We start from the raw sequence: 24,983 nt of genomic DNA on the forward strand, positions 1-24,983 counted from the left end.
GGCTAAAATGATCTATTCAGAAAATGAGATATTGCAGTATATAGAGGAAAATGATGTCAAATTCGTCAAGCTCACATTCTGCGATCTGAAAGGCAGACTGAAAAACATCTCTGTCCTTTCATCTGAGCTTGCAGTCACCTTTGAACGCGGTGTCAGCATAACCGCAAAGAAAATTGCAGGCTTTGAGGCAGCAGGCGGAAAAGACCTTTTCCTCTTCCCCGACGCTCAGACCATGACCGTTCTCCCGTGGAGACCTCAGCAGGGCAGAGTTATCAGAATGTTCTGCTATATCCGTTATGAGGACGGCACTCCCTTTGAGGGGGACGGCAGATACTTCCTTAAAAAGGCAATGAAAACTGCCATCAGTGCAGGCTACTGCTTCCGCTTCGGAACTTCCTGCGAGTTTACACTCTTCCATAAGGACGATAAGGGTCTGCCCACTAAGACTCCCCATGATTATGCAGGCTACTGTGATGTGGCTCCCGACGACAAGGGAGAGAATATCCGCCGCGATGTATGTCTCACTCTCGAACAGATGGGTATCCACCCAATATCATCACGCCATGAGAGCGGCTGCGGTCAGCACGAGATAGACTTCAATGCTTCGTCCGCACTGAAAGCCGCAGATACCTTCCTCAGCTTCAAGTCTGCGGTAAAATCAGTTGCCGAGACTCACGATGTCCACGCAAGCTTTATGCCGAAGCCCCTCCGCAACGACTGCGGAAACGGTATGCATATCAGCTTCAATGTTTTCCCTGACAATGATATTCTTGAGGAGACAAAGCAGGGCGGCAATGAGCTTCTGAAATATGCTGCGTCAGGCATAATGAAGCATATCCGTGAGTTTACGCTGTTTACAAATTCTACGGTGAATTCCTATGCGAGACTTGGCGAATTCACTGCTCCCCGTGACATTATCTGGTCGGATGAGGAGGGCTCTCAGCTTATCCGCATGAATCACGACAGCGACAACGCCTGCGTTGAGCTTCGCGCTGCGGACTGCGTCTGCAACCCTTATCTTGTTCTCGGTCTGATGATATACTCGGCACTTGAGGGCATAGCTGCACAGCTCCCGCTGCCTGAGAAAAACACAGGCTCCGAGCGCCTGCCCTCGACTCTTGAGGAAGCAGTTTCCTGCGCAGAGGGCTCTGAGTTCGTGAAGAAGTACGTGCCCGAGAATATCCTTAAAGTCCTGCTGGATTACAGCAGCGAGGAATGGCGCGAGTATTCTTCCGCTTACGACAAGGGAGCATTTGAGGACAAACAATATTTTTACAGTCTCTGACGGAGGTAAGCTTTGGAAAAAATCCTTGTAGTTTCAAGTAATAAAAATGCCTCTGAAGCTCTTGTGAATTTCCTCCGCGATTCGTTCAGATGTATGCCCAAGCTGGTCGAATCAGCCTATCAGGCAAAGACGTTTTTCGACGCCGACCCGTCCGTGGAGCTTGCAGTTATCAACTCCCCTCTTATGGACGAATCTGGCTTTGAGCTTGCGGAATACATCATCGAAAATACCACAGCGAACTGCATATTTATGATAAAGGAGGAGCAGACCGAAAAAATTGCGGGACGTGCCGACAAGACAGGTATAATCATTGTCGGAAAGCCGTTCAGCCGCACTCTGCTCTATCAGCTGGTAAAGACCCTTGACATTGCCGTGAACCGCTCCCTTAAACTATACGAGGAGAACCGTCGGCTCGAAGCAAAGATCGAGGAGATGCAGGCAATCGACAAGGCAAAGTTCATGCTCATGCAGTACAAGGGTATGACCGAGGAGGAAGCACATTCTTATCTTGAACAGTACGCCATGAACAAGCGCAAGAAGAAGAGTCTTGCGGCACTGGCGATAATAGATAAGCTCAGTGAGCAATACTTATAAGTGAGGCGCAAACAATGTTTGACAGTATCCACGAAGAATGCGGCGTTTTCGGCATATACGAAAACAAGACCTCTGACGTTGCCGCATCGGTATATTTCGGACTGTATGCACTACAGCACAGAGGTCAGGAAAGCTGCGGAATAACTGTCTGTGACGACGGTATCTTCAGACATAAACGTGCGGACGGACTTGTCTCGGAGGTGTTCAGCAGAGAAGAACTGGATAAGCTGGGCAGCGGCAATATGGCTGTGGGACACGTCCGCTACTCCACAACAGGCGGTCACAACCACAACAATATACAGCCACTTGTAATACGTCATATCAAGGGCAATATGGCTCTTGTACACAACGGAAATCTGGTCAATGCACCGGAGCTCCGCCGCTCCTTTGAGATGTCGGGAGCTATCTTCCACGGCACCTCGGATACGGAAGCCATAGCCTATTCAATAGTCCGCGAGCGCCTGACCAGCAGCTCCACCGAGCAGGCTGTGGAACGGGCAATGCCTTTCATCAAGGGAGCTTATTCCTGCATACTTATGACAGCCACAAAGCTCATAGCCTTCCGCGACCCTGACGGCTTCCGACCGCTGTGTATCGGCAGGACACATGACGGAGCATATGTTGTGGCTTCGGAGTCCTGCGCCCTTGAAACAGTGGGTGCGGAGTTCCTGCGCGATGTTGACGCGGGAGAGATAGTCGTCATAGGAAAGGACGGCTTGCAGTCCATACGTACCAACTGTACAAACAAGCGTAATATCTGCATTTTCGAGTACATCTACTTTGCCCGTCCCGATTCGGTAATAGAGGGAGTATCAGTTCACCACGCACGTCTCAGAGCAGGACAGCTCCTTGCAAAGACAAGTCCAGTGGACGCGGATATAGTCATAGGTGTTCCCGATTCTGGACTTGACGCAGCTCTTGGCTACGCAAACGAAAGCGGTATCCCCTACGGTATCGGCTTCATCAAGAACAAGTACATCGGACGCAGCTTCATTCAGCCCGAACAGCACCAGCGCGAGAACGCAGTAAAGATAAAGCTTAACGCTGTCCGCGAGAGCGTTGCGGGCAAGCGCGTCATAATGATAGATGATTCCATAGTCCGCGGCACAACAAGTGCGAGGATAGTTAAGCTTCTGCGCGATGCGGGAGCAAAGGAAGTCCATGTTCGTATCTCGTCGCCTCCTTTCCTGCACACCTGCCACTTCGGTACGGATATCGACTCTGAGGAAAACCTCATTGCGGGCAAGTGCCGTTCAACGGAAGAAATAGCGCAGTACATAGGCGCTGACAGCCTTGCGTATCTGCCCACAGAATGTCTCGGCGAGCTTGTTGACAACCGCTTCGGTTACTGCAAGGGCTGCTTCACAGGCAATTATCCTGTGGACATTTCAGGCGCAGGCAGCAAGAATAAATTCGACGAAAAGATACACAGCGCGGAGTCCGCGCAGTAGCAGCGGCGGATAATATCCGCCCGCAATAAACGCTGTACATCAATGGCGATGTACAAGTGTATCCAATTACAATATACCTATTATTCGGAGGGATTAACTATGTGTACGATAATGGCATACTGCGGCGTCAGCGGCGGTACGGGAAAAGTTATGGATGGGCTGAAAGCAACCGTCAGCCGCGGTCCTGACGACCAGAGGATAGTGAAAGTACCTGATGGAATACTCGGCTTTCAGAGACTGTCCATAATGGGACTTACTCCCGAGGGAATGCAGCCCTTTGAGCTGGACGGTGATTTCGCAGTATGCAATGGTGAGATATACGGCTTCCGCAAGCTCAGAGACAAGCTTACCGATATGGGCTACTGTTTCAGAAGTGACAGCGACTGCGAGATACTTCTGCCCTTATACAGAGAATATGGCACTGATATGTTTGCTATGCTCGACGCAGAATTTGCCTGCGTGATATATGACAGCACAGAGCGCCAGTTCATAGCTGCCCGTGATCCCATAGGCATACGTCCGCTGTATTACGGCAAGTCCGATGACGGTACTATGGTCTTTGCAAGCGAAGCAAAGAACCTGGTTGATATCTGCAAAAAGGTGATGCCTTTCCCTCCGGGACACTATTACAAGGACGGTAAGTTCCACTGCTACTGCGATATTACCGCAGTTGACAAGGTCATACACGACGATATCGATACAGTCTGCAAGAATATCCACGATAAGCTTGTGGCAGGCGTAAAGAAGCGTCTTGACGCTGATGCAAAGGTAGGCTTCCTGCTTTCGGGCGGACTTGACTCTTCACTGGTCTGCGCTATCGCTCAGCGCGAGAGTGACAAGCCTATCCGTACATTTGCTATCGGTATGAACACCGACGCTATCGACCTCAAGTACGCAAAGCAGGTGGCAGACTACATCGGCAGCGACCACACCGAGGTCATCATAACCAAGGACGACGTTATATCGGCTCTTGAAGATGTTATACACCTTCTCGGTACTTACGATATAACCACTATCCGCGCAAGTATGGGCATGTATCTGCTCTGCAAGGATATCCACGAGCAGACCGATATCCGCGTGCTCCTTACAGGTGAGATCTCAGACGAGCTCTTCGGCTATAAGTATACGGACTTTGCTCCCTCAGCAGAGGCTTTTCAGCAGGAATCCGTAAAGCGTGTACATGAGCTCCATATGTACGATGTGCTCCGTGCAGACCGCTGTATATCCGTAAATTCTCTTGAAGCCCGTGTGCCATTCGGCGACCTTGATTTCGTAAAGTACGTCATGGCAATCGACCCTGAGATGAAGCTCAACAAATACAACAAGGGCAAGTATCTGCTCCGTCACGCTTTCGAGGGAGACTACCTGCCGCACGATATACTCTACCGTGAAAAGGCTGCATTCTCAGACGCTGTGGGACACTCAATGGTGGACTACCTCAAGGAATACGCAAACAGCTATTACTCCGACGAGGAGTTCGAGCTTGACTGCACAAAATATACTCACGCAAAGCCGTTCACTAAGGAGTCTCTCCTTTACCGTGAGATATTCGAGAAATACTACAGCGGCAACAGCGAAATGGTAGTTGATTTCTGGATGCCCAACAAGGAGTGGGAGGGCTGCAATGTAAACGACCCCTCAGCCCGTGTACTCTCAAACTATGGTGCAAGCGGAGAATAATAACGCCAATGCAAAACAAAAGCCCCTTTTCAAAAGGGGCTTTTTCATTATGTATAAAGGCTGAACTGCCTGTTTTATTTCATCTCTGCCTGTCTGTACTGCAAAGGGGTCAGTCCGTAGAAGTTACCGAATGCCTTTACAAAATACGAGGTATTGCCGTAGCCCACGTTTATACCAACGTCCTTTACGGAGAGGTCTGTGGTTTTCAGAAGCTCCGCCGCTTTATTCAGTCGGCTGGTGATAACGTCCCTGTTTACGCTTACGCCGAATGTCTCGGTGTACAGGTGCTGGAAGCGTGAACGGCTGAGAGAGAGCTCCTTTGCCATATCGTCGATGGAGTAATCACGGCTCGGCCAGCGATAGATAGACTTGCGAATCCACAGCAGCTTCTCGGAGTAGATACCCTCCGTCCTGTTGGGAAAGACTTCCTTTTTCCTGAGCTTTTCCGATACTTTAAGCATGAGCAGCCTGAAATACAGGTCTATGCTGTCTGTCCTGAACTGATTTCCCGAATAGTGCTCAAAGCACATACTGCGTATCATGGACGACATCTCGGTAATGTCGCCTATCTCCACAGGCTTGTCAAGGGGGATATTCAGTTCCTTCAGCATTTTCTGCTCTTCCTCGTCGGGATAAAAATGCATCCAGTCATCGAAGTATTCATTGCTGGCAGGATAGTAATATTGCGGTGTAGTGGGGCGGTAGATTATGAACGAATGTGACATTGTACGGCTTTCCCTGCCGTCTATCCTGAAATGAACAGGTGTCTTGACTATGAGCATGAGCCAGCTGTCAGTGCCGTCAGGACGGTCTATGCAAAAGCTCCTGCCATGTCTGTGATTGTATCCGATCTCGACCATTCTCAAAGTGATGCACTCCTCTTTTTTCTTTCTGTTTGCTATATTATAACATATAGTGCTGAGACGTGTCAAGAAGTATCAGCACAAAAGTGATATATTTATTTCCTTTCGGCAGATATATTTTTTGCAATACACAAAAGCGCGGATAAGGGGGAGCCTCCTACGGCAAAATCGCGGCATAAAAATTACCGAGCCCGTAATTTCAGGCTCGGTAACCCGCTTTTTTCGCTAATGGCAGCTAACTTATATCCGCCATTGCTGTCAGTTCAGCTTCTTATCGAGGTACTGTATATCCATATCAACATCGCCGTTTATACCCGGGATATGACCATAGGCACTTGCCTGCCAGATAGCGTACTCTCCGTCATAATCGGTCCTGTCGATGAAATGCGCCAGCCATACGGGGTGCGAGGACTTTGTTTCTTCGTTCCAGATATTGTAGAGGAAGTTCTTGCTGCTGTAGAGCATTGCCGAGTAGCCGCACTTCTCTATCTCGTCCGCAAAGGCTGCATATACGTCGTTGATGTCCTTTATGCTCATGTGGTACTTCTGGAAATTTGCAAATTCCTCCCAGTCAAACGCAACAGGCATCTGAAGCTCATAGCCCTTGACCTGTTCGGCTATCCACCGTGCGTGTTCGCGGACCCCCTCCTGGGTATTATCGGTGGTGTAGAAGTATACTCCCACATCAAGGCCTGCGTCAGTGGCATTCTTTATATTATCGCGGAAGTAGTCATCCATGGTTATCTCACTGTAGAAGTATCCCACGCGGATAATAACGAAGCTGCAGCCTGCCGCCTTTACCGCATTGTAATCAACATTGGTCTGCCAAGCCGAAACATCGATGCCGAAGCGGACATTGCCGTCACTGTTATCGGATATGAACTGGCTGTAGTCCACTCTCGGATTGTCGTCCACAGGCCGCGGCACTTCATTGAGCACACAAATGGTAACGTCCCATGTGGTGTAGTTTCCCGAGCTGTCCGTAGCAGTAGCGGTAAGCGGATAAAGTCCCACCTTGTTCGGGTCTATATCACCTGTAAAAGTGAGAACAGGATCACTGTCAAAGTTGTCCGCAAAGCCAACGTAGTCGTTGAGATCAAAGGGAGTTCCCACCTTGTGATTAGGCTCCCAGCCCGCATTGAGAACTACAGGAGGGGTAGTATCCACCACGGAGTATTGAAGCTTCTGCTTGAACTCGCAGCCGTTGTAGATATACGGTATCTCCACCTCAAATACTCCCGTATCGGAGGTATTGAGCTTTACACCGCCGTCCTTGAGGTCAACGTTTTTCTCGGTGATAAAGCTGTCAAGAGATATATCCTCATAGACCTCCACGGAGTCAAGTCCCTTTAAAACAAGATCCTTTGGCGGGTCACAGGCTTTTTTTGTGGTGGTGACAGCAGTTGTTGAAGCAGTTGTTGTTGAAGTCGAAACAGCCGTTGTGGTCGAAGCCGATACAGTCTGAGAGCTTTCGGAAGATGTTGAGACCTTTCTTCCGCCGCAGCCTGTAAGCAGGCACAGCGCCGCCGACAGCATTACTATATATTTTAGTTTCATGATTATCCTTTCTATATCAAAATATAACGTCTTTGCCGTTATATTTTGAAGCCTTTAGCCTTTAGCTTTTAGCCATTAGGAAGCGGCTTTGCCGCTATATTATCGGGCGACGGAACGTCGCCCCTACAATTGGCTAACGGCTAATGGCTAATAGCTAACGGCTAAAATCATGATTTATTATACCACAAATCGACAAGATTGTAAAGGAAAAGCTTGACTTTGACCGCAAAACGTGCTAAATTATCTCTTATACAGCAATTTTTCAATGAAAGGAGCTTCTATGATAATAGATTCACATCTGCATCTTCCCGTTGACTTCCCCGACTTTCTCTCTAAAGGGAATGCTCTCATAAACGAGCTCCGCAGAAACGGCGTGGACAAGGGCATAGTTATAGCTGATTCCGAGCTTGAAAGCGTTATCGGCTCTGTACGTGACTGCGCGGAGCTTTTCAAGGGCAGCGGTATGATAAAAGTCGTGGCCGGAATAAGTCCCTTTATAAGCTTCAACTCTCAGCTCACCCTGTGCAGGAAGCTTCTCGAAAGCGGCGATATCATCGGTCTGAAGCTTTATACAGGCCATGAGAGCTTCTTCTGCACAGATGAAGTCCTCACTCCCGTATATGACCTCGCCGCCGAGTTTAAAGTCCCTGTGCTTTTTCACACAGGCTGGGATAACGCTCAGTACGCCGCTCCCGCAAAAATGAAGGAGCTGTCTCAGCGCCGTCCGCAGAATATCTTCGTTTACTGCCACTGCTTCTATCCCGACCTACAACAGTGCTTCGATACTCTCGGCAGCTGCGAAAACGTATACTTCGATACCTCTTCCGTTGCCGACGATGCTGAAATATATCCCCAGATAAAAAATACGCTGGCGACCGCCATTGCCGTCATGCCAGAGCGTATCATATTCGGTTCCGACTTCGGGAGCTGCTCCCAGAAGACACACCTTGAATTTGCCGAAAGCCTTAATATTACGCCGCAGCAACGGGAGCTGTTCATGTGCGGCAACGCCCTCAGAGTCTACAATATCAGCCCATAAATAAAAATTGTTATTCTGCTCTTGACTTTTTACTGCCGATTTGATATAATTAATTTGTTGTATTCAAGCCGGTGTGATGGAATTGGCAGACGTGCCAGACTCAAAATCTGGTCCTGGCAACAGGGTGCGGGTTCGACCCCCGCCACCGGCACCAGTCGGCGGTGCCGACTTCCGTAATAACTCCCATACAGCGATGTGTGGGAGTTTTCGCTTTTTTGCTCCTATTTGAGCGTATTTTCGATTGTTTCACGGTCGCAGGTTCTTACACAGAGCCTGCGATTTTTTCGTTTTCTTCATTTTCATCGTCATCATCGCCGAGGACTCTTGCAATGGTTTCTGCCGAGGAAATTCTTGACGAGTAATCGAGATGACTGTAAAAATTCGCAGTTACGTTAAATGTCGAGTGTCCGAGTCAATCCTGGATGGCTTTCATGTACTCTCCGTTTGCAAGCAAAAGACTGGCACAACTGTGTCGCAGGTCATGGAACCGCAGTTTCCTGAAACCATATTTCCTGACCATGTTCTTGAAATGATCGCTGACGAAGTTCGGCGTGATCAACTTACCGTATGCATCACGGCACACAAAGCCCTCATAGGTTCTGTCAAAACCGGATTTCAGGAGCTTGGAGTACATCTCCTCTTTCTGCTGCTGTTCTCTGAGCATCCGCTCAATGTGCGGAATCAGAGGGAGCGTTCTCACACTTGCTTCTGTTTTCAGGGTATTGTCCACCATGATTTCCTCATGACCTGAACCATTCCGGCTCGTGACCTTGCGGCAGATCTTAATCGTCTTATTCTCAAAGTTGATCGCATCCCACTTCAGACCGATGACTTCGCTTCTGCGGAGTCCGTAGTAGGCTGCAATATGAACGACAAGCTCCATTCTGTCACCCTTGAATACCTCAAGAAACTTGTTCAGTTCCTCCTTGCTGTAAAAACACGCCTTGTATTTTTCCAATTTCGGCAGTTCTACCTTATCGGCAGGATTCACAATAAGCAAATCCATTTTTACGGCATACTTCAGAGCCTTATGGATATTCGCATGATAGTGTTTGACCGTGTTGCCCGTTTTTCCTTCGTTATACATATCATTGTAAAACTTCTGGATCTGCAAGGGCGTGATGTCGCGCAAGAGCAGTCCGGGATATTTCTCATCGAAGTAAATTTTTACTTTCTCGATATAGCGTGAGTAGCTACAGTAAGTCGTGTATGCAATGGTAGGCTTTACGGTTTCGAGCCAATGGTTCAGGAAGTCCACAAACAGACAATTACCAGCTCTTATCACAGCGCCTTCTGCGAGTGCCTCAGCACTCACGACCGTGCGGTCTGCTCTCTTATGCTTGGCTTTGGTCGCCTTGCCGGAGAGGAAGTCCTCATAGAATGCACCGACGATCTCCTCGACCTTTGCTGCCAGTGCTTTCTTGGTACACTTCTCGCTCAAACCTGTACTTACCCATTTGCGCCTGCGTTCGCCGTTATCGTCCTTGAAATCAAAGACTACATACTGTTTTCCGTTTTTGCTTGTAATGATGTACTTAAAAGGCAGACTTGCTTTCATTTGATATACCTCCTATGCTGAAAGCGGTAGAAAAGTCTGCTGTTGACTACTTCATTGTAGCGCAGTCTGACGGCAAATGCAAGTGATTTCTACCAACTTTATGATTTTTCGGCGCAATGGATATTTCTACCCGCTCAGATTTGTGCGCCTTGCAGGATGTAATCTATCACAAAGAGCTTTGCGACCTTGATCGTCCTGTTATCAGGGATGCAAGGAAGTTTATTCTCCTGAACAAGCTGCCGTACCCTTTTCGGGCTGATGCCAAGCATCTGGCTGATGTCCTTTACCCCGACCACTTCGGGATAGTCTCTGTACATTGTCTTGTAAGCCTGGCTGATCGATATATTTCTATCCATAGTGATTCTCCTTTCGGAGCGGAAGAATTCGGAAAACAAACGAATCATGCTTCATATTCTGTTGTCAAGATTCTGTTATAAGCAATCGCTCTCCTGATAAGAGTGATTGCCGCCAAACATAAGCCGGTTTATGTGGCTTTCTGTTGGTTTCTGTATACAGTATAGCGCAGAAAACAGCGATTGTCTATTCGATGAAACTACAAAGTTTTTCGGACGGTAGACGGAAGTCTTTTGTGGTTCGTCCCGTTTTAGTCCGTTAAAGTCTTTTTTTATCCGTCGGTTTTTTCACTGACAACGCATCTACGCAGTTTTGTGATTTTTCCCTATTTGTGCAAAATGATGAAACACACGCATTTTGGTAGAACGAAAAATCATAAAAAGCCGTATTTGTCACCGACGAACAGTTGATTTCAGCCGGCTTCTGTATACAGTATAGCGCAGAAAGCTATGCTTGTCTATTCGATGAACCTACAAAGATTTTGCCCGTGGTAGAAAAAGTCCCTTTTGTGATATGGCATCTCTCGGTATCTAATCGCAGTGACTGGTATTCTGTGATCACCCCAAAATGGAAGATAACGGTTTTACGCCATTTTTGCAGCTTGTTGAATATGACGGATTATGAAAAACGGTTAGATATAAGTTTTTTTGAAGATGAATATCACCGAGCTTTCGGGAGCGGTACGAATCATGCTTGCCACGGACGATGCAGTGATCTGTAACTTTCTGTGCCTATCTGTATTATGAACTATATTTTGGAGAAAATCAAGTTTTCACCGTTCCCGAACGGGAACACTTAACCGTTCAGAAATGACGTATTTTCGCATTTTTATTATATTGACCAACCTTATGTGCTTCTTTCAGTGATTGCGTACAAGGTACGCAATCAGGCGCTTTCTCTTTCCTATGCTTATTTCTGAGTGCGGCAACTTTACACCAAAATTTCATCAGTTTATCACATAATATTGCTGTACCAATTAACTCTTGAATCGCTTTTATCCACGATTCAAAGGAATGTCGATTTTACGTTATTTTCGCGTGCTCGTCTAAAATTCGATTCAAGATTTAATTTGGGGATCAATAGAACAGCGCCGAGTTTTCATGCTCGGCGCTTGTTTCTATCGTTGATTATGTTGATCGGAAATGATGATGCCTTCGTACTCCAATAGCTTGATCTTTCTGTCCAGTCCGCCGGCGTATCCCGTCAGGCTGCCGTCTGCTCCGATGACTCTGTGACAGGGAATGATAATTGCAATCGGATTATGCCCGACCGCTCCGCCGACTGCCTGCGCTGACATCCGCTGAATGCCGCGCTGCTCTGCGAGGATACCCGCAATCTTGCCATAGGTCATCGTCTGTCCGTAGGGAATGGTGAGAAGCACCTCACAAACTGCCCTGCGGAACGGTGTGGTGTGCAGATTGAGCGGCGGAATGAAGTCAGGTTCTTTTCCGCTGAAATATGCATCGAGCCAGTTGACGGTCTGCGTGAATACCGGCAGCTCTGCTTCGGTACTTTCTGCTGCAAGATTATGGGGAAAGTGTTTCTGCCCGTCAAACCATAATCCCGTGAGGGCTTCGCCGTCGCTGGCGAGGGCGATTCTGCCGAGCGGAGAAGCATAGTGATGTATGTAATTCATCACTCCATGACCTTCTCGAATCTGAACATACAGCCGTCATCATCGCTGTCCATATCCGGCTTGCCGCTTTCGTGCGGATCCGGGTGCTTCGGATTGTAGAATTCCACAGCATGAAAACCGCAGCGATTGATGTAAAAATGAATGTTTCTTTTCTCAAAATACGGAGTGCAGGTCTCCCACACTTTTGTATCCGGATGCAGGCGTTCAATCTCAGACCAGATTGCCTGCCCGATGCCCTTGCTCTGGACACCGACTTTCACAAACAGAAAATCAAGATGATTATGCTGCGTCTGCTCGTTTATCACAATGATCGCTCCGCCGACGATTTCATTGCCAATCACAGCAGCATAAGCAATCGCGCCATCTGTGTCGAGAGAACGATCAATATCTGCTTCGGGAAGTATCTGCATATCGGTTTCGCCGTATTCTGCTTCCGCGCCGAGCTGAAAGGCTTTTTGCATCTCTTTTTTGAATTCAGAAAGCTCATCCTGACGGACAGTTCGCAATGTAAGATTCATTGTATCCTCACGCTCCAATCTTGGCGTAATGGGTTTCTGGAATTATTATAGAACAAAACGATGATAAAGTCAATTGTCTGAGCATCTGATACAGTGCAAGCCTATCTTCTCAAAAATTGCAGCGACGGATAAGCACGGAAGTGCTGAGATGTCAATCACTTTGCACAAGAATCATAGGATGAATTTATGCATAAGAGAGAAATATCCAAATCACATTGAAAACTTCGCAGAAATGCTTTACGATACCCGCTTTTTTTCGGTATATATTTAGGAGAGCATATTCATCATAATGCTCTGAGAAATCGTGCAATTGCAGTATGGATCAAACCGCACAGTGGTTATGCTCAAAAACAGAGAGAAAGCACTGAGCCGAAAGGCTCAGATGCAAACACGCCGCGCAGGGGCGTGAGCAATCCCAGCAAGCTCGGTATCTCCGCATTACAAATTTTCAGATTTGAATGCTCCGATACACATCTTGGCAGAGGGTTTCACCCCTACGACCCCGAACAAAAAAGGAGAGAAAAATGAAGAAAAATGATAACAGAGAACGTGTACTTCAGGTACGGTTAAGCCAGGAGGAATTTGACGCAATTGAGCGCAAATTCAAAAACAGCGGAATGAAGTCAAAAAGTGCATTCGTGAGAGCAATGATCCTCGAAGGACATCTCGTTTATTTCAGCGAGAATGAGCTGAAAGAAATCCATCGGCTTATGAATAATATCGCTTTTAATGTCAATCAGATTGCACGTCGCACAAACAGCACCGGAAACGTCTATGAAAATGACCTTTCCGATATCAAAGAGATGCTGAATAAAATATGGCAGCCGCTGTTGTATTTTCAGTCTCAGCTTTTGCGGCTGAAGCGATAACAGAAGCGCTACCGGTATCAGTTCTGAAAATAGTGAAAAACAATATGTGCGCGTTGCACTGGACTTGCCTTTGAAATTGCTGCGCACTTCACAAAAATGGTTACAATTATTCCGCAGAGCTGGACTTCCGGATATTCAGCGGTTATAATGGAATCACAAACAGAAAACGGAGGTGCTTATTATGCTGAGAATACCCGAACTGGCGATGCCGAAAACACGCAAGGTCACGACCGTCTGTAATGGCAAAAAAGAGGTGTGGGATGACAGGGAAGAAGCGCAGAATTTCTTCCTCAGACAGATGATGACAACCGAGGGCGAGGAACGTGACCGGGCAGAGTGCATTTACATTCAGCTCATACACGGTCTTGATGAATGCGAGGACTGAATTATGCTGAACAAAGTTATGATGACGGGCAGGCTCATTTCCGTGCCTGCCCTTACCACCGAAAATGACTGCCGATGCTGTAGGATCAGTATTGCTGTTGATCAGCCCAAACGCAAGGGTATTGATACTGTCGGAAGCGATTTTTTCAACTGTATTGCTCATGAAAGAAACGCTGATATGATAAACGATCTTTTCTCGGCAGGAGATCTCATCACTTTGGTCGGAACGCTCAGGAATGCCCCCGATCATTCCGCAGAAATAGTTGTGCAGGAAGTTCACATCTCAGGCGGCAAACAAGCTGCTATTACTGGTGATGCAGGAATGCTGTTTTAACACGTTATACAGGACGTGCTCGGACGAGCGGGAAAGCCTCCAGAGCGCTCTGTATGCCTTATTGTACACAGCAACCAACCATATGATACAAAAGACGGCTCAGAGAGCATTCTCCGAGCCGTCAGGCATATGAAAACTTGAATCCACTGGGTTCAAAGTTATTATGTTCCGATAATTATCACGATCTCCGCAGGCTTCACCCCCCTCTGAATCCTTTTCGTAACTTATAAACTGTACATCAGTCCGCAGGATGCCAGGCTCCGAGCTGTCCTTCCTGTTGTTCAAGCGACATATTGAAGAACCGCTTTCCGCAGTCGAGTGCTCTGATCTCGCCCATTTCTTCAGCTGTCAGCTCAAAGTCGAAAATGTCAAAATTGTCCCTCATGTGATCGGGATTCGTTGTTTTCGGGAATACGATATTGCTCTCCTGAATATGCCAGCGGAGAATGATCTGCACATTGCTCTTGCCATATTTCTCCGCAAGTCTTGTGAATACCGCTTCACCGATTAGAATTTTATCGCCGTGACCGATCGGATACCAGCTCTCAATGACTGTGCCGTACTTTGCGATACGCTCTTTCAACGCATTTTGCTGATAGTACGGGTGACATTCCACCTGCAATACGGACGGCTTGATCGATGCGGCTTCGCATATCTCTTCAAGGCGTTCACTCTCAAAGTTACTGATACCGATAGACTTTACCTTGCCTGCCTTAACAGCCTTCTCCATATCCTTCCACGCACCGAGATAATCACCGAACTGCTGATGAAGCAGGAGCAGATCAATGTAGTCGGTATCGAGCCTTGCAAGCATCTTGTCAATCGCATCTGTAGTCTTGCCTTCGCCGTATTCGTGCGGCCACAGCTTTGTGGTGATCCACACGTCCTCTCTCGGAATACCGCTGTCCTTCACAGGCCTGCCGACACTTCTCTCGTTCTGATAAGCGTGAGCCGTGTCGATGTGACGTACACCCATTTTCAGCGCATTGATCACGGCATTGTAGGTCTGTTCGCCCTCAGGCACCATATATACGCCAAGTCCAAACTGTGGGATCTTCGTGCCGTCATTCAATGTAATATAGGTCTGCATAGCGTTACCTCCGTTTATTTCAGTTTTCCGTATTCTTCATCAGAAACAGGCTCACACCACTCCGTGCTCCCGTCCTCGCCCTCAATCTCAATAGCAAGGTGAGAAAACCACGAATCAGGTGCGGCACCGTGCCAGTGCTTGTCATTTGCAGGGATATTCACCACATCACCGGGGTGAAGCTCCCTTGCTTTCTTGCCCCATTCCTGATAATAGCCCCGACCGCCGACACATATAAGCATCTGACCGCCGCCGCTTTTTGCGTGGTGGATATGCCAGTTATTGCGGCAGGCAGGCTCAAAGGTGACATTGAATACCGCAAGCTGTTCAGTGGAAACAGGTGCAAGATAGCTCTGCCCGACAAAGTAATCACCGTAGGGGTTCGGTTCTCCTATCGGGAAGAAAATCTCGTTCTGATACCTGTCCTTGTCGGTCAGCTCGGGCGTTTTCTCATTCCATACCTCTTTTGCAAGGTTAAACACTGCCCAGGCGTGCGGCCAGCCTGCATAAAAGGCTGTGTGCGTGATGACTGCTGCGATCTCCTTCTGCGAAACGCCGTGATTTTTCGCATTCATCAGGTGGAATTTCAGCGCGTCGCTTGTCACGCCCTGCGACATCAGAGCGACCACCGTGATGATGCTCCGAGTTTTCAGGTCAATGTCGGTGTTGTTCCAGTTTTCCCCAAACAAAATATCATCGTTGTAATGGGCGAATTCGGGAGCAAACTCACCGAGGGCATCTCTACCTGCGGTCTGTACGATCTTTTCTGCCATAGTGCGACCTCCTCACAGCCAATCGGCTACTGTATTCTTTGAAGCCTTAGCTTTTGAACCAACAATAGCAAGCCCCTTGCTGTCAACACTTGCACCCTTGCACATTTTCTTCACATCAGACACCATACTTCCGAGACCGGAGCCTTCATGGGTGCTGATCACTCTGACGGTCTTCCCGCTGAAATCAAGCCCTGTCAGTGCCGTTTCAACTTCGGGGGCATACGTTCCCCAATAGATCGGACTCATGATAAAGATCGTGTCGTAGGCAGAAATATCCGTCAGCTTGTCCTTGATCGGTGCATTGCCGATGCGCTGTTTTGCTTCTTCGATACAGGTCTTGTAATCTGCGGCATAGGGAACGGCAGGCTCGACCTTGAACATATCTGCTCCGGTCAGCTCCTGCACGAACTCTGCGACGATCTCGGTGTTGCCCTTGTCGATGTAGCCTACCGAATAGTTTTCATCAGCTCTGCTGAAATAGATGATCAATGATTTCATACGAATGCCTCCTCATTTCACGATATATTTGTTATCTTTCTCCGGTATACCCTCCTCATCGGAGATATACCGTTCTACTTTCATTTTCAGCCCGTATTTCTCCCGAAGCTCTGCTATCGTCTGCATCATAGGCGAAGCATGGTGGACATCAATTGCGTCCTGACTTGTCCACTGGTCGATCAGCAATACCGTTTCAGGATCATCAAACGGCTGGAAATAGGCATAACGGAGATTGCCTTCCGCATTTCGTATCTTGTCCACCGTACCGCTTTGTACCATTTCTTCTGCGAATTTGCGGGCTTTTCCGTTTTCGCCTGTATAGTAGATGTTGACTGTGATGCTCATTTTCAACACCTCACATACTCGCTTTCAGGATCTGCACGACTTCATCATGGTCAAGTACCTTGTACCCGCCGTTCAGGATAAATGTTGCATCGGCAATACCCTCGATCATATCCTCGGTCGCACCAAGCTCAGTGAGATTCATCACAAGCCCAATCTCCTTCATCCAGCTTTCCATAGCGGAGAGTCCCTCGTTGGCAAGCTGTTCATCGGTCTTACCGTCACGGGATATGCCCCACACCTCTGTTGCAAATCTTGCAAACTTCTTCAAGCCGTAAGGCATGATATATCTGTAATACGGCAGGGAGACAGCAGCCAATGTCATACCGTGCGTTGCGTCCGTATTTGCGCCGACTGCCTGACCGAGCATATGCACCATCCAGTCCTCGGACTTGCCTCTTGAAACAAGGGTATTCAGCGCCCATGTCGCAGTCCACATGATGTTGGAACGAGCTTCATAGTCCTGCGGGTTCTCGACAGCGATACGGCTTGCGTGGATAAGGCTTTTCATAAGCCCCTCGCTGATGTAGTCAGAGGTATTGTCGTCCTCGCCGGAGAAATACTGCTCACAGATGTGGTTGAAAATATCGTAGATGCCTGCGCACATCTGATACTTCGGCAGTGTCATGGTATATCTCGGATTGAGGATCGAGAACTTCGGCATGACTTCGTCACCGAACACATGACCGATTTTCAGCTTGGCTTCATGGTTCGTGATGACCGAACCGCCGTTCATCTCCGAGCCTGTTCCTGCCATGGTCAGCACACAGCCGACAGGCACGATCTTGCAGGTCGGCTCCTCAAATCGAATAAAGTATTTCTCCCACGGATCATCGTCACAATGAACGGAAACCGATACAGCCTTAGAGTAGTCGCAGACAGAGCCGCCGCCTACTGCAAGGATAAAATCCGTCTTATGATCACGGGCAATCGCAACGCCCTCATTCAGCTTGTCTGAAGTCGGATTAGGCATAACGCCAGCGACCTCGGCAACATTCTTACCGCAGTCGTTCAGGATAGCAATAATTTCATCATACAGACCGCTTTTTTTGATAGAACCTCCGCCGTACACGAACAGAATGTTTTTGCCGTAGTTTGCAAGCTCAGTTTTCAGATTGCTGAGAGAGTCCTCACCGAAATAGAGCTTGGTCGGGTTGTGGTAGCTGAAATTTCCTAACATGATACATACCTCCGTTTATTGATTTTTGTTTTCCGTACACCATATTACATAATCAAGCCTGTCCAGCAAAGCCTGTTCCTTGTGGATAGAATCAAGGAGAGAACGCCTTGCATTTCGCAGTACACGCACCTTTTCGGCACAGCAGTCCTTACCGCAGCATTCGGAAAGAAAAGCCTTAATCTGCTTGTCAGTCAGCCCTGCCTGCGATAATACCTCGGCTATCTCCTTGTCGGTAATGCTTGTATTCGTCACTTTCATTCTATCACCCCACAAAACAAAAAGAGTACAGGTTTTATGTCCTGTACTCATTATAGCATAGTTTCACCAATATGTAAAATGCTTATATTCTATACTTTGGTATGCTCAGATCGTATACTTTTATCACTTCGCCTTGCATGACATTTTCTCAACATCAAGCCTGAATACCGCAACGCCGTTCAGCATTTCATCTTTGTATTCCCATTCGGTTTTATTGGTAGTCTGCTTCATAAGGCAGTTAAGACCGAGTATCTTTTCGGTTTTATCCTCAACAATAGAAAGAGTGCCTGTTCCGATCACACTCTGGAATTTTGCCGAAAAGTCGCAGGCTATTTCTGCTTCAAGAAGCTCATACCTGCCGTCGATCTCAAAGCCGACTTTGGGCGATGATTTGGCAAGCTCAAATTTTCTGCCTGCTCTTGCACCGTGAAAATAGAAGGTATAGCGGTCATTTTCTTTGCGATAGCCATAGTTCACAGGAACGATGAAAATATCTCCGTCATCATAAAAGGCTATCCTGATGATCTGCTCCTTTTGGATAAATGCTTCAATGGAATTGCTGTCGGTTATTTCTCTGTCTTTGCGTCTCATTGTTATACCTCCGTTTCAGAATGTTCGATGTAAACACTCTTGATATATTCAAGAAATTTCCCTGCCGCGCCCGAATAGGGACTGAGTTTTTTCCACGCAAGAACCGATGTAAACGACAGCTCGGGTGTCAGCGGTCGAAAAGCAAATCGGGCAGGATCAAACATTGTTGTCGCGCCCTCGATCGTCAGTACACAGGCCATCCCACGCTCTGCGAGAGGTGCGGCATTGTTGATGAGGTTCATTGTTGCAACAATATCCAGTTCCAACACGGGACACCTCAGCCATTCTTCGATTTCGCTTTTCAGAGCTGTACGGCTTGTCACTACCAAAGGCAGTTCTTTCAACTGCTTGCGTGTGATTGCCTTTTCCTTTGCAAGCGGGTGATCCGCAGGCATCAGCAAGCCCCACGTCTCCTTTGCAGGCAGTCGAATATAATCGAACTTCTCAATATCGACCGGTTCCAACAGGATGCCGAAGTCGAGTAGTCCATGTTCCAGCCGTTCTTTCACATGGTCAGCCGTACCCGTGTGCAGCTCAAAGCTGACAAGCGGATAGCGTTCACGGAAATGCGCGATCAGTTCAGGCAGAACCTCCGCCGCTTTCAGTCCGCCGCTGCCGACAGATATGATGCCGCTGATTTCTTCCTGCTCCTGAAACTCACTGTCAATCTTCTTCATCAGCGATACGACTTCCTCGGCGCGTCTGCGAAGCATCACGCCCGAATCGGTCAGCGTGAGCCGTTTGCCCCTGATAAAGAGCGTGGTGTGCAGCTCGTCCTCCAGTTCCTTCATCTGTCTGCTGAGTGTCGGCTGCGTGACATGAAGCACCTCGGCAGCTCTTGATATATTTTCCTCACGCACGACCGTCAGGAAGTATTCCAGTAAACGCAACTCCATGTCCATTCCTCCAAGCAAAGCAGAATATAGGTTAATTATACCACATTGAGATTCAAAGGTCAATTGGCTGGAAGGAAAGAACCCCCAAACGAGTAATAGCCATGATATAAAAGCCTCGCATCACTTTGACTGATTCGGGGTTCGCTCTATCTATTCACTTTTCCACGCTGACCGTCACACATGACTTGAACCGGAATTCTAAGAAATTACTGTGGACGGTTACCTTTTCCAACAGTTTCTCTAAGAAAGCTTCACTTAGTTTTCACCGTATTTTCGTTAGTTTCGCACCTTTGATTAAGCTGATTTTAAGACTTGTGATGTAAAATAAAATCATAGAAAACAAACCGACACCAGACCATTATAAAGGAGGTTCCATTATGAAAAAATATAGAAAGCTTTCTGCATTTCTGTTAGCTCTTACATTATGCATCAGCCTTTCAGCCTGCGGCTCAACAGAATCTTCAAATACAGCTTCTGATGTAAGCTCAACTACGTCAATTACTACAGAAGCAGAAACAACTACAGAAACGAATGATAATACAGACAATAACCGTCCCGGCAATCCTCCTGACGGTGACAGACCTGATGCACCTCCCGATGGGAATGGCGGAGGACCAGGCGGTGGAGGTCCCGGTGGTTCAAGCAGTGCGGATATCGACTACAAGGGTGCTGTTGAGATCACGTCTTCCGACTCTCAGTCCGGACAGAAATATAACAGCAGTACTGCTGATGAGAGCGCATTGTTGATCAGCACATCTGATGAAGTTACAATCACGAATCCGACTGTCAACAAAACCGGTGATTCTGACGGCGGCGACAATTGCAACTTCTACGGTCTGAATGCAGCGGTGCTGGTCAAGGATGGCTCGAATACAACGATTACAGGCGGTACAATCACTTCTGATGCTGACGGAGCAAACGGTGTGTTCTGCTACGGAGGAAACGGCGGTCAGAACGGTGCAACAGGTGACGGAACGACACTGACTATTCGTGATACAGTCATCAAAACTACAGGCGACGGCTCAGGCGGTATCATGACCACAGGCGGCGGTATCACCTATGCTTATGACCTTGATGTTGACACTTCAGGTCAGTCCTCTGCGGCTAGTCGTACAGACCGCGGCGGCGGAACTGTTTACGTAAACGGCGGCACTTATACATCAAACGGTCTCGGTTCTCCTGCAATATACTCTACTGCGGAGATACACGTTGAAAATGCAGATCTCACATCCAATCTTTCCGAGGGCGTATGTATCGAAGGCAAGAACTCCATTGAACTGAAAAACTGCAATATGACAGCGAATAACACTAAGTGCAACGGCAATGCAACATTCTTCGATACGATCATGATCTACCAGTCTATGTCCGGTGACGCAGACAGCGGTACATCTTCCTTTACAATGACTGGCGGAACGCTGACAAGCAAGAACGGTCATGTGTTCCATGTTACGAATACGAACGCCGTGATCAATCTCAGCGGCGTTACTATCATCAATGAAGACAGCGAGAATATCCTGCTCTCCGTCTGTACAGACGGCTGGAGCGGTGCAGGCAATATAGCAACGCTTAACGTTGACGGTCAGGAACTGTCAGGTATTATCAAGGTCGGCAGCGATTCTGAGCTTACACTGAACCTTACAAATGGCTCTACATTCACAGGATCTATTGACGGTTCTATCACAAATGCCAAAGGCACAAGCGTATCTACAGAAGTCGGTACAGTGAATGTAAAGCTCGACAGCACCAGCAAATGGACACTGACTGCTGATACCTATATCACTTCCTTTGACGGCGATGTTTCCAATATCATCACCAATGGCTATACGCTGTATGTGAATGGAACAGCATTAACATAATAATTGCAAGCATTACCATATAAAACACATATCTAATTGAAATAAAAAATCCCCCTCACCAAGCAAGGAGCATCTCAACTTCCTGCTGATGAGGGGGATTATATCATTTTATACTCTTTATAACTCTCGCAGGATTTCCCACAGCTACCATGTTTTCGGGAATATCCTTTGTGACCACCGAGCTTGCACCGATAACGGCATTGTCTCCGATAGTCACGCCTGGAAGAATAGTTGAGTTTGAGCCGATCCACACATTCTTACCAATGTGAATAGGCTTCGGTATCAGGTCGTGACGTTCTTCGGGCAGAAGTCCGTGGTTCAGCGTAGCCAGCACCGTGTTGTGACCGATCAGCGCACCGTCACCGATGTAGATGCCGCCCTGATCCTGAAACTTACAGCCCGCATTGATGAACACACCCTTGCCGAGATGAATGTTTTTGCCGCAGTCCGTATAAAACGGAGGAAACAGTCCGACCTCAACAGGCTCACCGATAAGCTCCGACATCAGTGCGTTGATCTCATCGGGAGTATGATAATGATTATTGATCTCCATTGTAATACGGATAGCCTCCTGACTGAGCTTGTGCATCATCTGATGAACATCGCATTCAGCTGTGACCTGACTGCCGCTGTTCATGAAGTCAAGGAATTCTTGTGTTGTCATCTCTGTTTCCTCCGTTATATCATTCATATTCCTCCCACCAATGCTCATTGAAAGAAGAAATATCGTCATAGCTTACAGTCTGTCCGAGTCTCGGTGTCGCAAGGCTCACGCCCTGTTCCTCGGCAGCCTTGACTGCTCTTTCGGGCGGATCGTACCATGAGTGATTTGATAGCACGAATGCTCCCCAATGCACAGGTATCAGCCATTCTGCGTGAGCGTCCTTCGCCGCCTGCACGGTCTGTTCGGGGAACATATGCGTTTCAGCCCAGCCGCTGTCATACTGTCCCGAATCCGCAAGCATAAGCTCTGTTTCACCAAATCGTTCATACACCTGTTCAAACACATCGTAGTAGCCCGTATCTCCCGAATAATATACGCTGTGTTCGCTGTTTTTGATATGCAGTCCGCCCCATAGGGTGACATTCATTTTCAGCGGATTTCTGCCCGTATAATGCTGTGCGGGAGTGAGCGTATATGTTATTCCGTCAAGCTCGATACTATCCCACCAGTACAATGGGTGCAGCTTGCTCTCATCAACGCCCCAGCCTTTGAGGATAACGTCTATACCAAGCGGTACAACATAATGACTCACTCTGCCGTCTATCGCCTTGATGACATTATAATCGAGGTGATCGTAATGATCGTGTGAGATAAAAAGCACATCAATATCGGGGACATTCTCTATATCAAGGGCAAGTTCCGAAAAACGTTCCGGTCCTGCAAAGCCCACAGGCGATGAACGGTCACTCAGCACGGGATCAATAAAGATATTTTTATCTCCAAGCTGAATAAGAGAGGTGGAATGACCGAGCCATGTTACTTTCAGTTCTCCGTCAGCGGCTCGCTCTATACTCTCGATCTTCTCGGCAGGAAGTGTTTTATCGGGAACCGTCTTGATGCTTTTTTCGTCCTGATCTCCGGTCATTACAGTAAAATCATTCTCGTTGTGAAACTGCTTGTCATAGTACTGCTCTGTCTTTCCGGCATATTCATTCTGCTTCTCCTTGTCCGGAGTATCTCCGATCGGAGGATAGTATTTCAGGAAAAGCAAGCCGATCACGAGTATTACTGCAAGCAATATCACAATTATAAGCAGCACTTTCCCGCATATCTTCAGTGCTTTCATTACATCCACCACCTGGTATTTTATACTTCATGTGAATAATTACATATTCTCCTTGAAAAAGCTCTCCAGCTTGTCAAACGGAATGACCTTCTTTTCACCGCCGTCATACAGATCGGTATGAGAAGCTCCTTCGATAATGAGAAGTTCCTTGTTATCGGTGTATTTGCTGTCCTTCGTCATATTCTCGTAAGCGTCCCTGCCGAAATAACAGGAGTGAGCTTTTTCACCGTGAACGATCATCACAGCAGAGCGTATCTCGTTGCTGTACTGCAAGATCGGCATATTGATAAACGACATACAGCCGATCACGTTCCAACCGCTGTTGGAGTTGAGAGAACGAGGGTGATAACCTCTCTCGGTCTTGTAATAAGCGTGATAATCCTTGACGAAATAAGGTGCGTCATCAGGCAGAGGATCAACAACACCGCCTGCGCGGACATATTCACCGCTTGCGTAATCCTTTGTACGCTGGGTATTCATAGCCACCTTGCTCGCATATCTTTTCTCCTCGCTGTCCTCAGAATCAAAATATCCCTTTGAAGCGACTCTTGTCATATCATACATCGTGGAAGCGACAGTTGCCTTGATACGGGTATCCATAGCCGCCGCATTGATCGCCATACCGCCCCAACCGCAGATGCCGAGGATACCGATTCGCTCAGGATCGACATTGTCCTGCACGGAGAGGAAGTCAACGGCAGCGGAGAAATCTTCCGTGTTGATGTCGGGAGAAGCCATGTATCTCGGCTGTCCGCCGCTTTCACCTGTAAAAGAAGGATCAAAAGCGATCGTCAGAAAACCACGCTCTGCGAGTGTCTGCGCATACAGACCGCTGCACTGCTCCTTGACCGCACCAAACGGACCGCTGACAGCAATTGCAGGTAGCTTGCCCTCTGCACCCTTCGGGATATACATATCTGCGGCAAGCGTGATACCGTAACGATTATGGAAAGTGACCTTCTTGTGGTCAACTTTATCGGACTTCGGGAAAGTCTTGTCCCATTCAGTGGTTAAAGTCAGCATTTCTTCTTTCATGTTCAGTACCTCCTCAGATTTTTCTGCCCATATCATAGGTTTCTTTCAGTTTCGGGTTATCTTTTATTTCTCCGACAGCTGTAACACCGCCACAGAACAGCGTACCGACCAGTTTTGCCTTTTCAAAGCAGTCCACCCAGCCCTCAATGCCTGAGAAAGCCTTTTCGGGAACGTGTTCCTCATCTTCGGCTGCCGCTGCAAGGGCATATATCTCCCTGAACTGATAATCGGAAGAATACAGCGGATTCGCCCTGTCAAGCAGCGTCTTCAGGATACCGCTCATTTCGTAGTAGTAGATTGGCGTTGCAAACACAAGCACATCGGCGTGAAGCATCCTCTCACGGATCGCATCTGCATCATCGTGCATAAAGCACCGCTGTGTTTTCTGACAGGCAAGACAGCCTACACAGAACCTGATCTCCTTGTCTCGCAGAGATACAAGCTCCACCTCATGTCCTGCTGACTTTGCGCCCTCTGCAAAAGAAACCGCAAGCAGTTCGGAGTTTGAGTTTTTTCGCAGACTTGATGATATGACAAGCACTTTCTTCATGATGT

General features: G+C 47.8%; 27 protein-coding genes and 1 tRNA gene. 10 read left to right on the forward strand and 18 right to left on the reverse strand.

Annotation, left to right across the window (positions count from 1 at the left end):
• The first annotated feature begins 7 nt into the window (after positions 1-7).
• The 4 genes from N774_RS0105670 (at position 8) to asnB (ending at position 5,010) form a co-directional block, all read left to right on the forward strand.
• Positions 8-1,285, forward strand: coding sequence for a glutamine synthetase family protein (locus N774_RS0105670; RefSeq protein WP_024860313.1), 1,278 nt, complete (start codon positions 8-10; stop codon positions 1,283-1,285).
• 12 nt (positions 1,286-1,297) lie between these two features.
• Entirely contained in the window at positions 1,298-1,879 is a 582-nt protein-coding gene (locus tag N774_RS0105675) for an ANTAR domain-containing response regulator (protein ID WP_024860314.1), read from the forward strand.
• 14 nt (positions 1,880-1,893) lie between these two features.
• Positions 1,894-3,330 carry an amidophosphoribosyltransferase gene (gene purF / locus N774_RS0105680; RefSeq protein WP_024860315.1) on the forward strand — a complete coding sequence of 479 codons (1,437 nt, stop codon included), beginning with the start codon at positions 1,894-1,896 and terminating at the stop codon, positions 3,328-3,330.
• Positions 3,331-3,429: 99 nt separating this feature from the next.
• Positions 3,430-5,010 carry an asparagine synthase B gene (gene asnB, locus N774_RS0105685; protein ID WP_024860316.1) on the forward strand — a complete coding sequence of 527 codons (1,581 nt, stop codon included), beginning with the start codon at positions 3,430-3,432 and terminating at the stop codon, positions 5,008-5,010.
• Between the two features lie 74 nt (positions 5,011-5,084).
• Here the strand turns inward: asnB and N774_RS0105690 are convergent, their stop codons facing one another.
• Together N774_RS0105690 and N774_RS0105695 are read right to left on the reverse strand one after the other, a co-directional pair.
• The gene (locus N774_RS0105690) at positions 5,085-5,870 is read right to left on the reverse strand and encodes an AraC family transcriptional regulator (RefSeq protein ID WP_155250358.1); all 786 of its coding nucleotides are present in this window, start codon (positions 5,868-5,870) and stop codon (positions 5,085-5,087) included.
• A 261-nt stretch (positions 5,871-6,131) separates the two neighbouring features.
• Complete coding sequence (locus N774_RS0105695; protein WP_024860318.1) at positions 6,132-7,430, reverse strand: GH25 family lysozyme; 1,299 nt, start codon at positions 7,428-7,430, stop codon at positions 6,132-6,134.
• Between the two features lie 280 nt (positions 7,431-7,710).
• On the opposite strand from N774_RS0105695, the gene N774_RS0105700 reads away from it, so the two are divergent.
• Positions 7,711-8,469 carry an amidohydrolase family protein gene (locus N774_RS0105700; protein ID WP_051463377.1) on the forward strand — a complete coding sequence of 253 codons (759 nt, stop codon included), beginning with the start codon at positions 7,711-7,713 and terminating at the stop codon, positions 8,467-8,469.
• 67 nt (positions 8,470-8,536) lie between these two features.
• A tRNA-Leu gene (locus N774_RS0105705) sits at positions 8,537-8,623 on the forward strand.
• A 258-nt stretch (positions 8,624-8,881) separates the two neighbouring features.
• Here the strand turns inward: N774_RS0105705 and N774_RS16950 are convergent.
• From N774_RS16950 to N774_RS0105725, 4 genes are all read right to left on the reverse strand, one after another.
• Entirely contained in the window at positions 8,882-10,027 is a 1,146-nt protein-coding gene (locus N774_RS16950) for a tyrosine-type recombinase/integrase (protein ID WP_051463378.1), read from the reverse strand.
• Positions 10,028-10,161: 134 nt separating this feature from the next.
• The gene (locus N774_RS0105715; RefSeq protein WP_024860320.1) at positions 10,162-10,383 is read right to left on the reverse strand and encodes a helix-turn-helix domain-containing protein; all 222 of its coding nucleotides are present in this window, start codon (positions 10,381-10,383) and stop codon (positions 10,162-10,164) included.
• Positions 10,384-11,498: 1,115 nt separating this feature from the next.
• Positions 11,499-12,017 (reverse strand): methylated-DNA--[protein]-cysteine S-methyltransferase, encoded by a 519-nt coding sequence (locus N774_RS0105720; RefSeq protein WP_024860321.1) that lies wholly within the window; start codon positions 12,015-12,017, stop codon positions 11,499-11,501.
• Positions 12,017-12,535, reverse strand: coding sequence for a GNAT family N-acetyltransferase (locus N774_RS0105725; RefSeq protein ID WP_024860322.1), 519 nt, complete (start codon positions 12,533-12,535; stop codon positions 12,017-12,019). The genes N774_RS0105720 and N774_RS0105725 overlap by 1 nt, the downstream gene beginning before the upstream one ends.
• A gap of 524 nt (positions 12,536-13,059) precedes the next feature.
• Here N774_RS0105725 and N774_RS0105730 point away from each other — a divergent pair.
• The 3 genes from N774_RS0105730 (at position 13,060) to N774_RS0105740 (ending at position 14,122) form a co-directional block, all read left to right on the forward strand.
• A complete protein-coding gene (locus N774_RS0105730) occupies positions 13,060-13,404 on the forward strand; it encodes a plasmid mobilization protein (protein ID WP_024860323.1) in 345 nt (114 codons plus the stop codon).
• A gap of 181 nt (positions 13,405-13,585) precedes the next feature.
• Positions 13,586-13,789, forward strand: a complete 204-nt coding sequence (locus N774_RS0105735; protein WP_024860324.1) for a hypothetical protein — start codon at positions 13,586-13,588, stop codon at positions 13,787-13,789.
• 3 nt (positions 13,790-13,792) lie between these two features.
• On the forward strand, positions 13,793-14,122 hold the full coding sequence (locus N774_RS0105740; RefSeq protein WP_024860325.1) for a single-stranded DNA-binding protein: 330 nt from the start codon (positions 13,793-13,795) through the stop codon (positions 14,120-14,122).
• Between the two features lie 238 nt (positions 14,123-14,360).
• Here the strand turns inward: N774_RS0105740 and N774_RS0105745 are convergent, their stop codons facing one another.
• The 8 genes from N774_RS0105745 to N774_RS0105780 all read right to left on the reverse strand — a co-directional run bounded on the left by N774_RS0105745 (position 14,361) and on the right by N774_RS0105780 (position 19,747).
• Positions 14,361-15,212 (reverse strand): aldo/keto reductase, encoded by an 852-nt coding sequence (locus tag N774_RS0105745; protein WP_024860326.1) that lies wholly within the window; start codon positions 15,210-15,212, stop codon positions 14,361-14,363.
• Between the two features lie 14 nt (positions 15,213-15,226).
• Entirely contained in the window at positions 15,227-15,982 is a 756-nt protein-coding gene (locus N774_RS0105750) for a carboxymuconolactone decarboxylase family protein (RefSeq protein WP_024860327.1), read from the reverse strand.
• Positions 15,983-15,994: 12 nt separating this feature from the next.
• A complete protein-coding gene (locus tag N774_RS0105755) occupies positions 15,995-16,480 on the reverse strand; it encodes a flavodoxin (RefSeq protein ID WP_024860328.1) in 486 nt (161 codons plus the stop codon).
• Positions 16,481-16,492: 12 nt separating this feature from the next.
• Positions 16,493-16,825, reverse strand: a complete 333-nt coding sequence (locus N774_RS0105760) for a putative quinol monooxygenase (RefSeq protein ID WP_024860329.1) — start codon at positions 16,823-16,825, stop codon at positions 16,493-16,495.
• Between the two features lie 10 nt (positions 16,826-16,835).
• Positions 16,836-18,002 (reverse strand): iron-containing alcohol dehydrogenase, encoded by a 1,167-nt coding sequence (locus tag N774_RS0105765; RefSeq protein WP_024860330.1) that lies wholly within the window; start codon positions 18,000-18,002, stop codon positions 16,836-16,838.
• Between the two features lie 15 nt (positions 18,003-18,017).
• Positions 18,018-18,260 (reverse strand): hypothetical protein, encoded by a 243-nt coding sequence (locus tag N774_RS0105770; RefSeq protein WP_024860331.1) that lies wholly within the window; start codon positions 18,258-18,260, stop codon positions 18,018-18,020.
• A 123-nt stretch (positions 18,261-18,383) separates the two neighbouring features.
• Complete coding sequence (locus N774_RS0105775) at positions 18,384-18,851, reverse strand: pyridoxamine 5'-phosphate oxidase family protein (RefSeq protein ID WP_024860332.1); 468 nt, start codon at positions 18,849-18,851, stop codon at positions 18,384-18,386.
• Between the two features lie 2 nt (positions 18,852-18,853).
• Positions 18,854-19,747 carry a LysR family transcriptional regulator gene (locus N774_RS0105780; RefSeq protein ID WP_024860333.1) on the reverse strand — a complete coding sequence of 298 codons (894 nt, stop codon included), beginning with the start codon at positions 19,745-19,747 and terminating at the stop codon, positions 18,854-18,856.
• 377 nt (positions 19,748-20,124) lie between these two features.
• On the opposite strand from N774_RS0105780, the gene N774_RS0105785 reads away from it, so the two are divergent.
• Positions 20,125-21,603, forward strand: a complete 1,479-nt coding sequence (locus tag N774_RS0105785; RefSeq protein ID WP_024860334.1) for a hypothetical protein — start codon at positions 20,125-20,127, stop codon at positions 21,601-21,603.
• A 103-nt stretch (positions 21,604-21,706) separates the two neighbouring features.
• Here N774_RS0105785 and N774_RS0105790 read toward each other — a convergent pair whose 3' ends face one another.
• The 4 genes from N774_RS0105790 to N774_RS0105805 are packed head-to-tail and all read right to left on the reverse strand — an operon-like array spanning position 21,707 to position 24,978.
• On the reverse strand, positions 21,707-22,267 hold the full coding sequence (locus N774_RS0105790; RefSeq protein WP_024860335.1) for a sugar O-acetyltransferase: 561 nt from the start codon (positions 22,265-22,267) through the stop codon (positions 21,707-21,709).
• A gap of 19 nt (positions 22,268-22,286) precedes the next feature.
• Entirely contained in the window at positions 22,287-23,393 is a 1,107-nt protein-coding gene (locus N774_RS0105795; protein WP_051463379.1) for an MBL fold metallo-hydrolase, read from the reverse strand.
• A gap of 39 nt (positions 23,394-23,432) precedes the next feature.
• Positions 23,433-24,428, reverse strand: a complete 996-nt coding sequence (locus N774_RS0105800; protein ID WP_024860337.1) for an alpha/beta hydrolase — start codon at positions 24,426-24,428, stop codon at positions 23,433-23,435.
• A 13-nt stretch (positions 24,429-24,441) separates the two neighbouring features.
• Positions 24,442-24,978: an NAD(P)H-dependent oxidoreductase gene (locus N774_RS0105805; protein ID WP_024860338.1), complete on the reverse strand. Its 537-nt coding sequence runs from the start codon at positions 24,976-24,978 to the stop codon at positions 24,442-24,444.
• Positions 24,979-24,983 lie beyond the last annotated feature (5 nt).

It is taken from the genome of Ruminococcus flavefaciens AE3010, from assembly GCF_000526795.1.
Lineage (GTDB): Bacteria > Bacillota > Clostridia > Oscillospirales > Ruminococcaceae > Ruminococcus > Ruminococcus flavefaciens_D.

Coding starts and splice junctions, on each gene's coding strand:
- N774_RS0105670 (WP_024860313.1), top strand. CDS start 8: ATGATCTATTCAGAAAATGAGATATTGCAGTATATAGAGGAAAATGAT.
- purF (WP_024860315.1), top strand. CDS start 1,894: ATGTTTGACAGTATCCACGAAGAATGCGGCGTTTTCGGCATATACGAA.
- asnB (WP_024860316.1), top strand. CDS start 3,430: ATGTGTACGATAATGGCATACTGCGGCGTCAGCGGCGGTACGGGAAAA.
- N774_RS0105690 (WP_155250358.1), bottom strand. CDS start 5,870: ATGGTCGAGATCGGATACAATCACAGACATGGCAGGAGCTTTTGCATA.
- N774_RS0105695 (WP_024860318.1), bottom strand. CDS start 7,430: ATGAAACTAAAATATATAGTAATGCTGTCGGCGGCGCTGTGCCTGCTT.
- N774_RS0105700 (WP_051463377.1), top strand. CDS start 7,711: ATGATAATAGATTCACATCTGCATCTTCCCGTTGACTTCCCCGACTTT.
- N774_RS16950 (WP_051463378.1), bottom strand. CDS start 10,027: ATGAAAGCAAGTCTGCCTTTTAAGTACATCATTACAAGCAAAAACGGA.
- N774_RS0105715 (WP_024860320.1), bottom strand. CDS start 10,383: ATGGATAGAAATATATCGATCAGCCAGGCTTACAAGACAATGTACAGA.
- N774_RS0105720 (WP_024860321.1), bottom strand. CDS start 12,017: ATGAATTACATACATCACTATGCTTCTCCGCTCGGCAGAATCGCCCTC.
- N774_RS0105725 (WP_024860322.1), bottom strand. CDS start 12,535: ATGAATCTTACATTGCGAACTGTCCGTCAGGATGAGCTTTCTGAATTC.
- N774_RS0105730 (WP_024860323.1), top strand. CDS start 13,060: ATGAAGAAAAATGATAACAGAGAACGTGTACTTCAGGTACGGTTAAGC.
- N774_RS0105735 (WP_024860324.1), top strand. CDS start 13,586: ATGCTGAGAATACCCGAACTGGCGATGCCGAAAACACGCAAGGTCACG.
- N774_RS0105740 (WP_024860325.1), top strand. CDS start 13,793: ATGCTGAACAAAGTTATGATGACGGGCAGGCTCATTTCCGTGCCTGCC.
- N774_RS0105745 (WP_024860326.1), bottom strand. CDS start 15,212: ATGCAGACCTATATTACATTGAATGACGGCACGAAGATCCCACAGTTT.
- N774_RS0105750 (WP_024860327.1), bottom strand. CDS start 15,982: ATGGCAGAAAAGATCGTACAGACCGCAGGTAGAGATGCCCTCGGTGAG.
- N774_RS0105755 (WP_024860328.1), bottom strand. CDS start 16,480: ATGAAATCATTGATCATCTATTTCAGCAGAGCTGATGAAAACTATTCG.
- N774_RS0105760 (WP_024860329.1), bottom strand. CDS start 16,825: ATGAGCATCACAGTCAACATCTACTATACAGGCGAAAACGGAAAAGCC.
- N774_RS0105765 (WP_024860330.1), bottom strand. CDS start 18,002: ATGTTAGGAAATTTCAGCTACCACAACCCGACCAAGCTCTATTTCGGT.
- N774_RS0105770 (WP_024860331.1), bottom strand. CDS start 18,260: ATGAAAGTGACGAATACAAGCATTACCGACAAGGAGATAGCCGAGGTA.
- N774_RS0105775 (WP_024860332.1), bottom strand. CDS start 18,851: ATGAGACGCAAAGACAGAGAAATAACCGACAGCAATTCCATTGAAGCA.
- N774_RS0105780 (WP_024860333.1), bottom strand. CDS start 19,747: ATGGAGTTGCGTTTACTGGAATACTTCCTGACGGTCGTGCGTGAGGAA.
- N774_RS0105785 (WP_024860334.1), top strand. CDS start 20,125: ATGAAAAAATATAGAAAGCTTTCTGCATTTCTGTTAGCTCTTACATTA.
- N774_RS0105790 (WP_024860335.1), bottom strand. CDS start 22,267: ATGACAACACAAGAATTCCTTGACTTCATGAACAGCGGCAGTCAGGTC.
- N774_RS0105795 (WP_051463379.1), bottom strand. CDS start 23,393: ATGAAAGCACTGAAGATATGCGGGAAAGTGCTGCTTATAATTGTGATA.
- N774_RS0105800 (WP_024860337.1), bottom strand. CDS start 24,428: ATGAAAGAAGAAATGCTGACTTTAACCACTGAATGGGACAAGACTTTC.
- N774_RS0105805 (WP_024860338.1), bottom strand. CDS start 24,978: ATGAAGAAAGTGCTTGTCATATCATCAAGTCTGCGAAAAAACTCAAAC.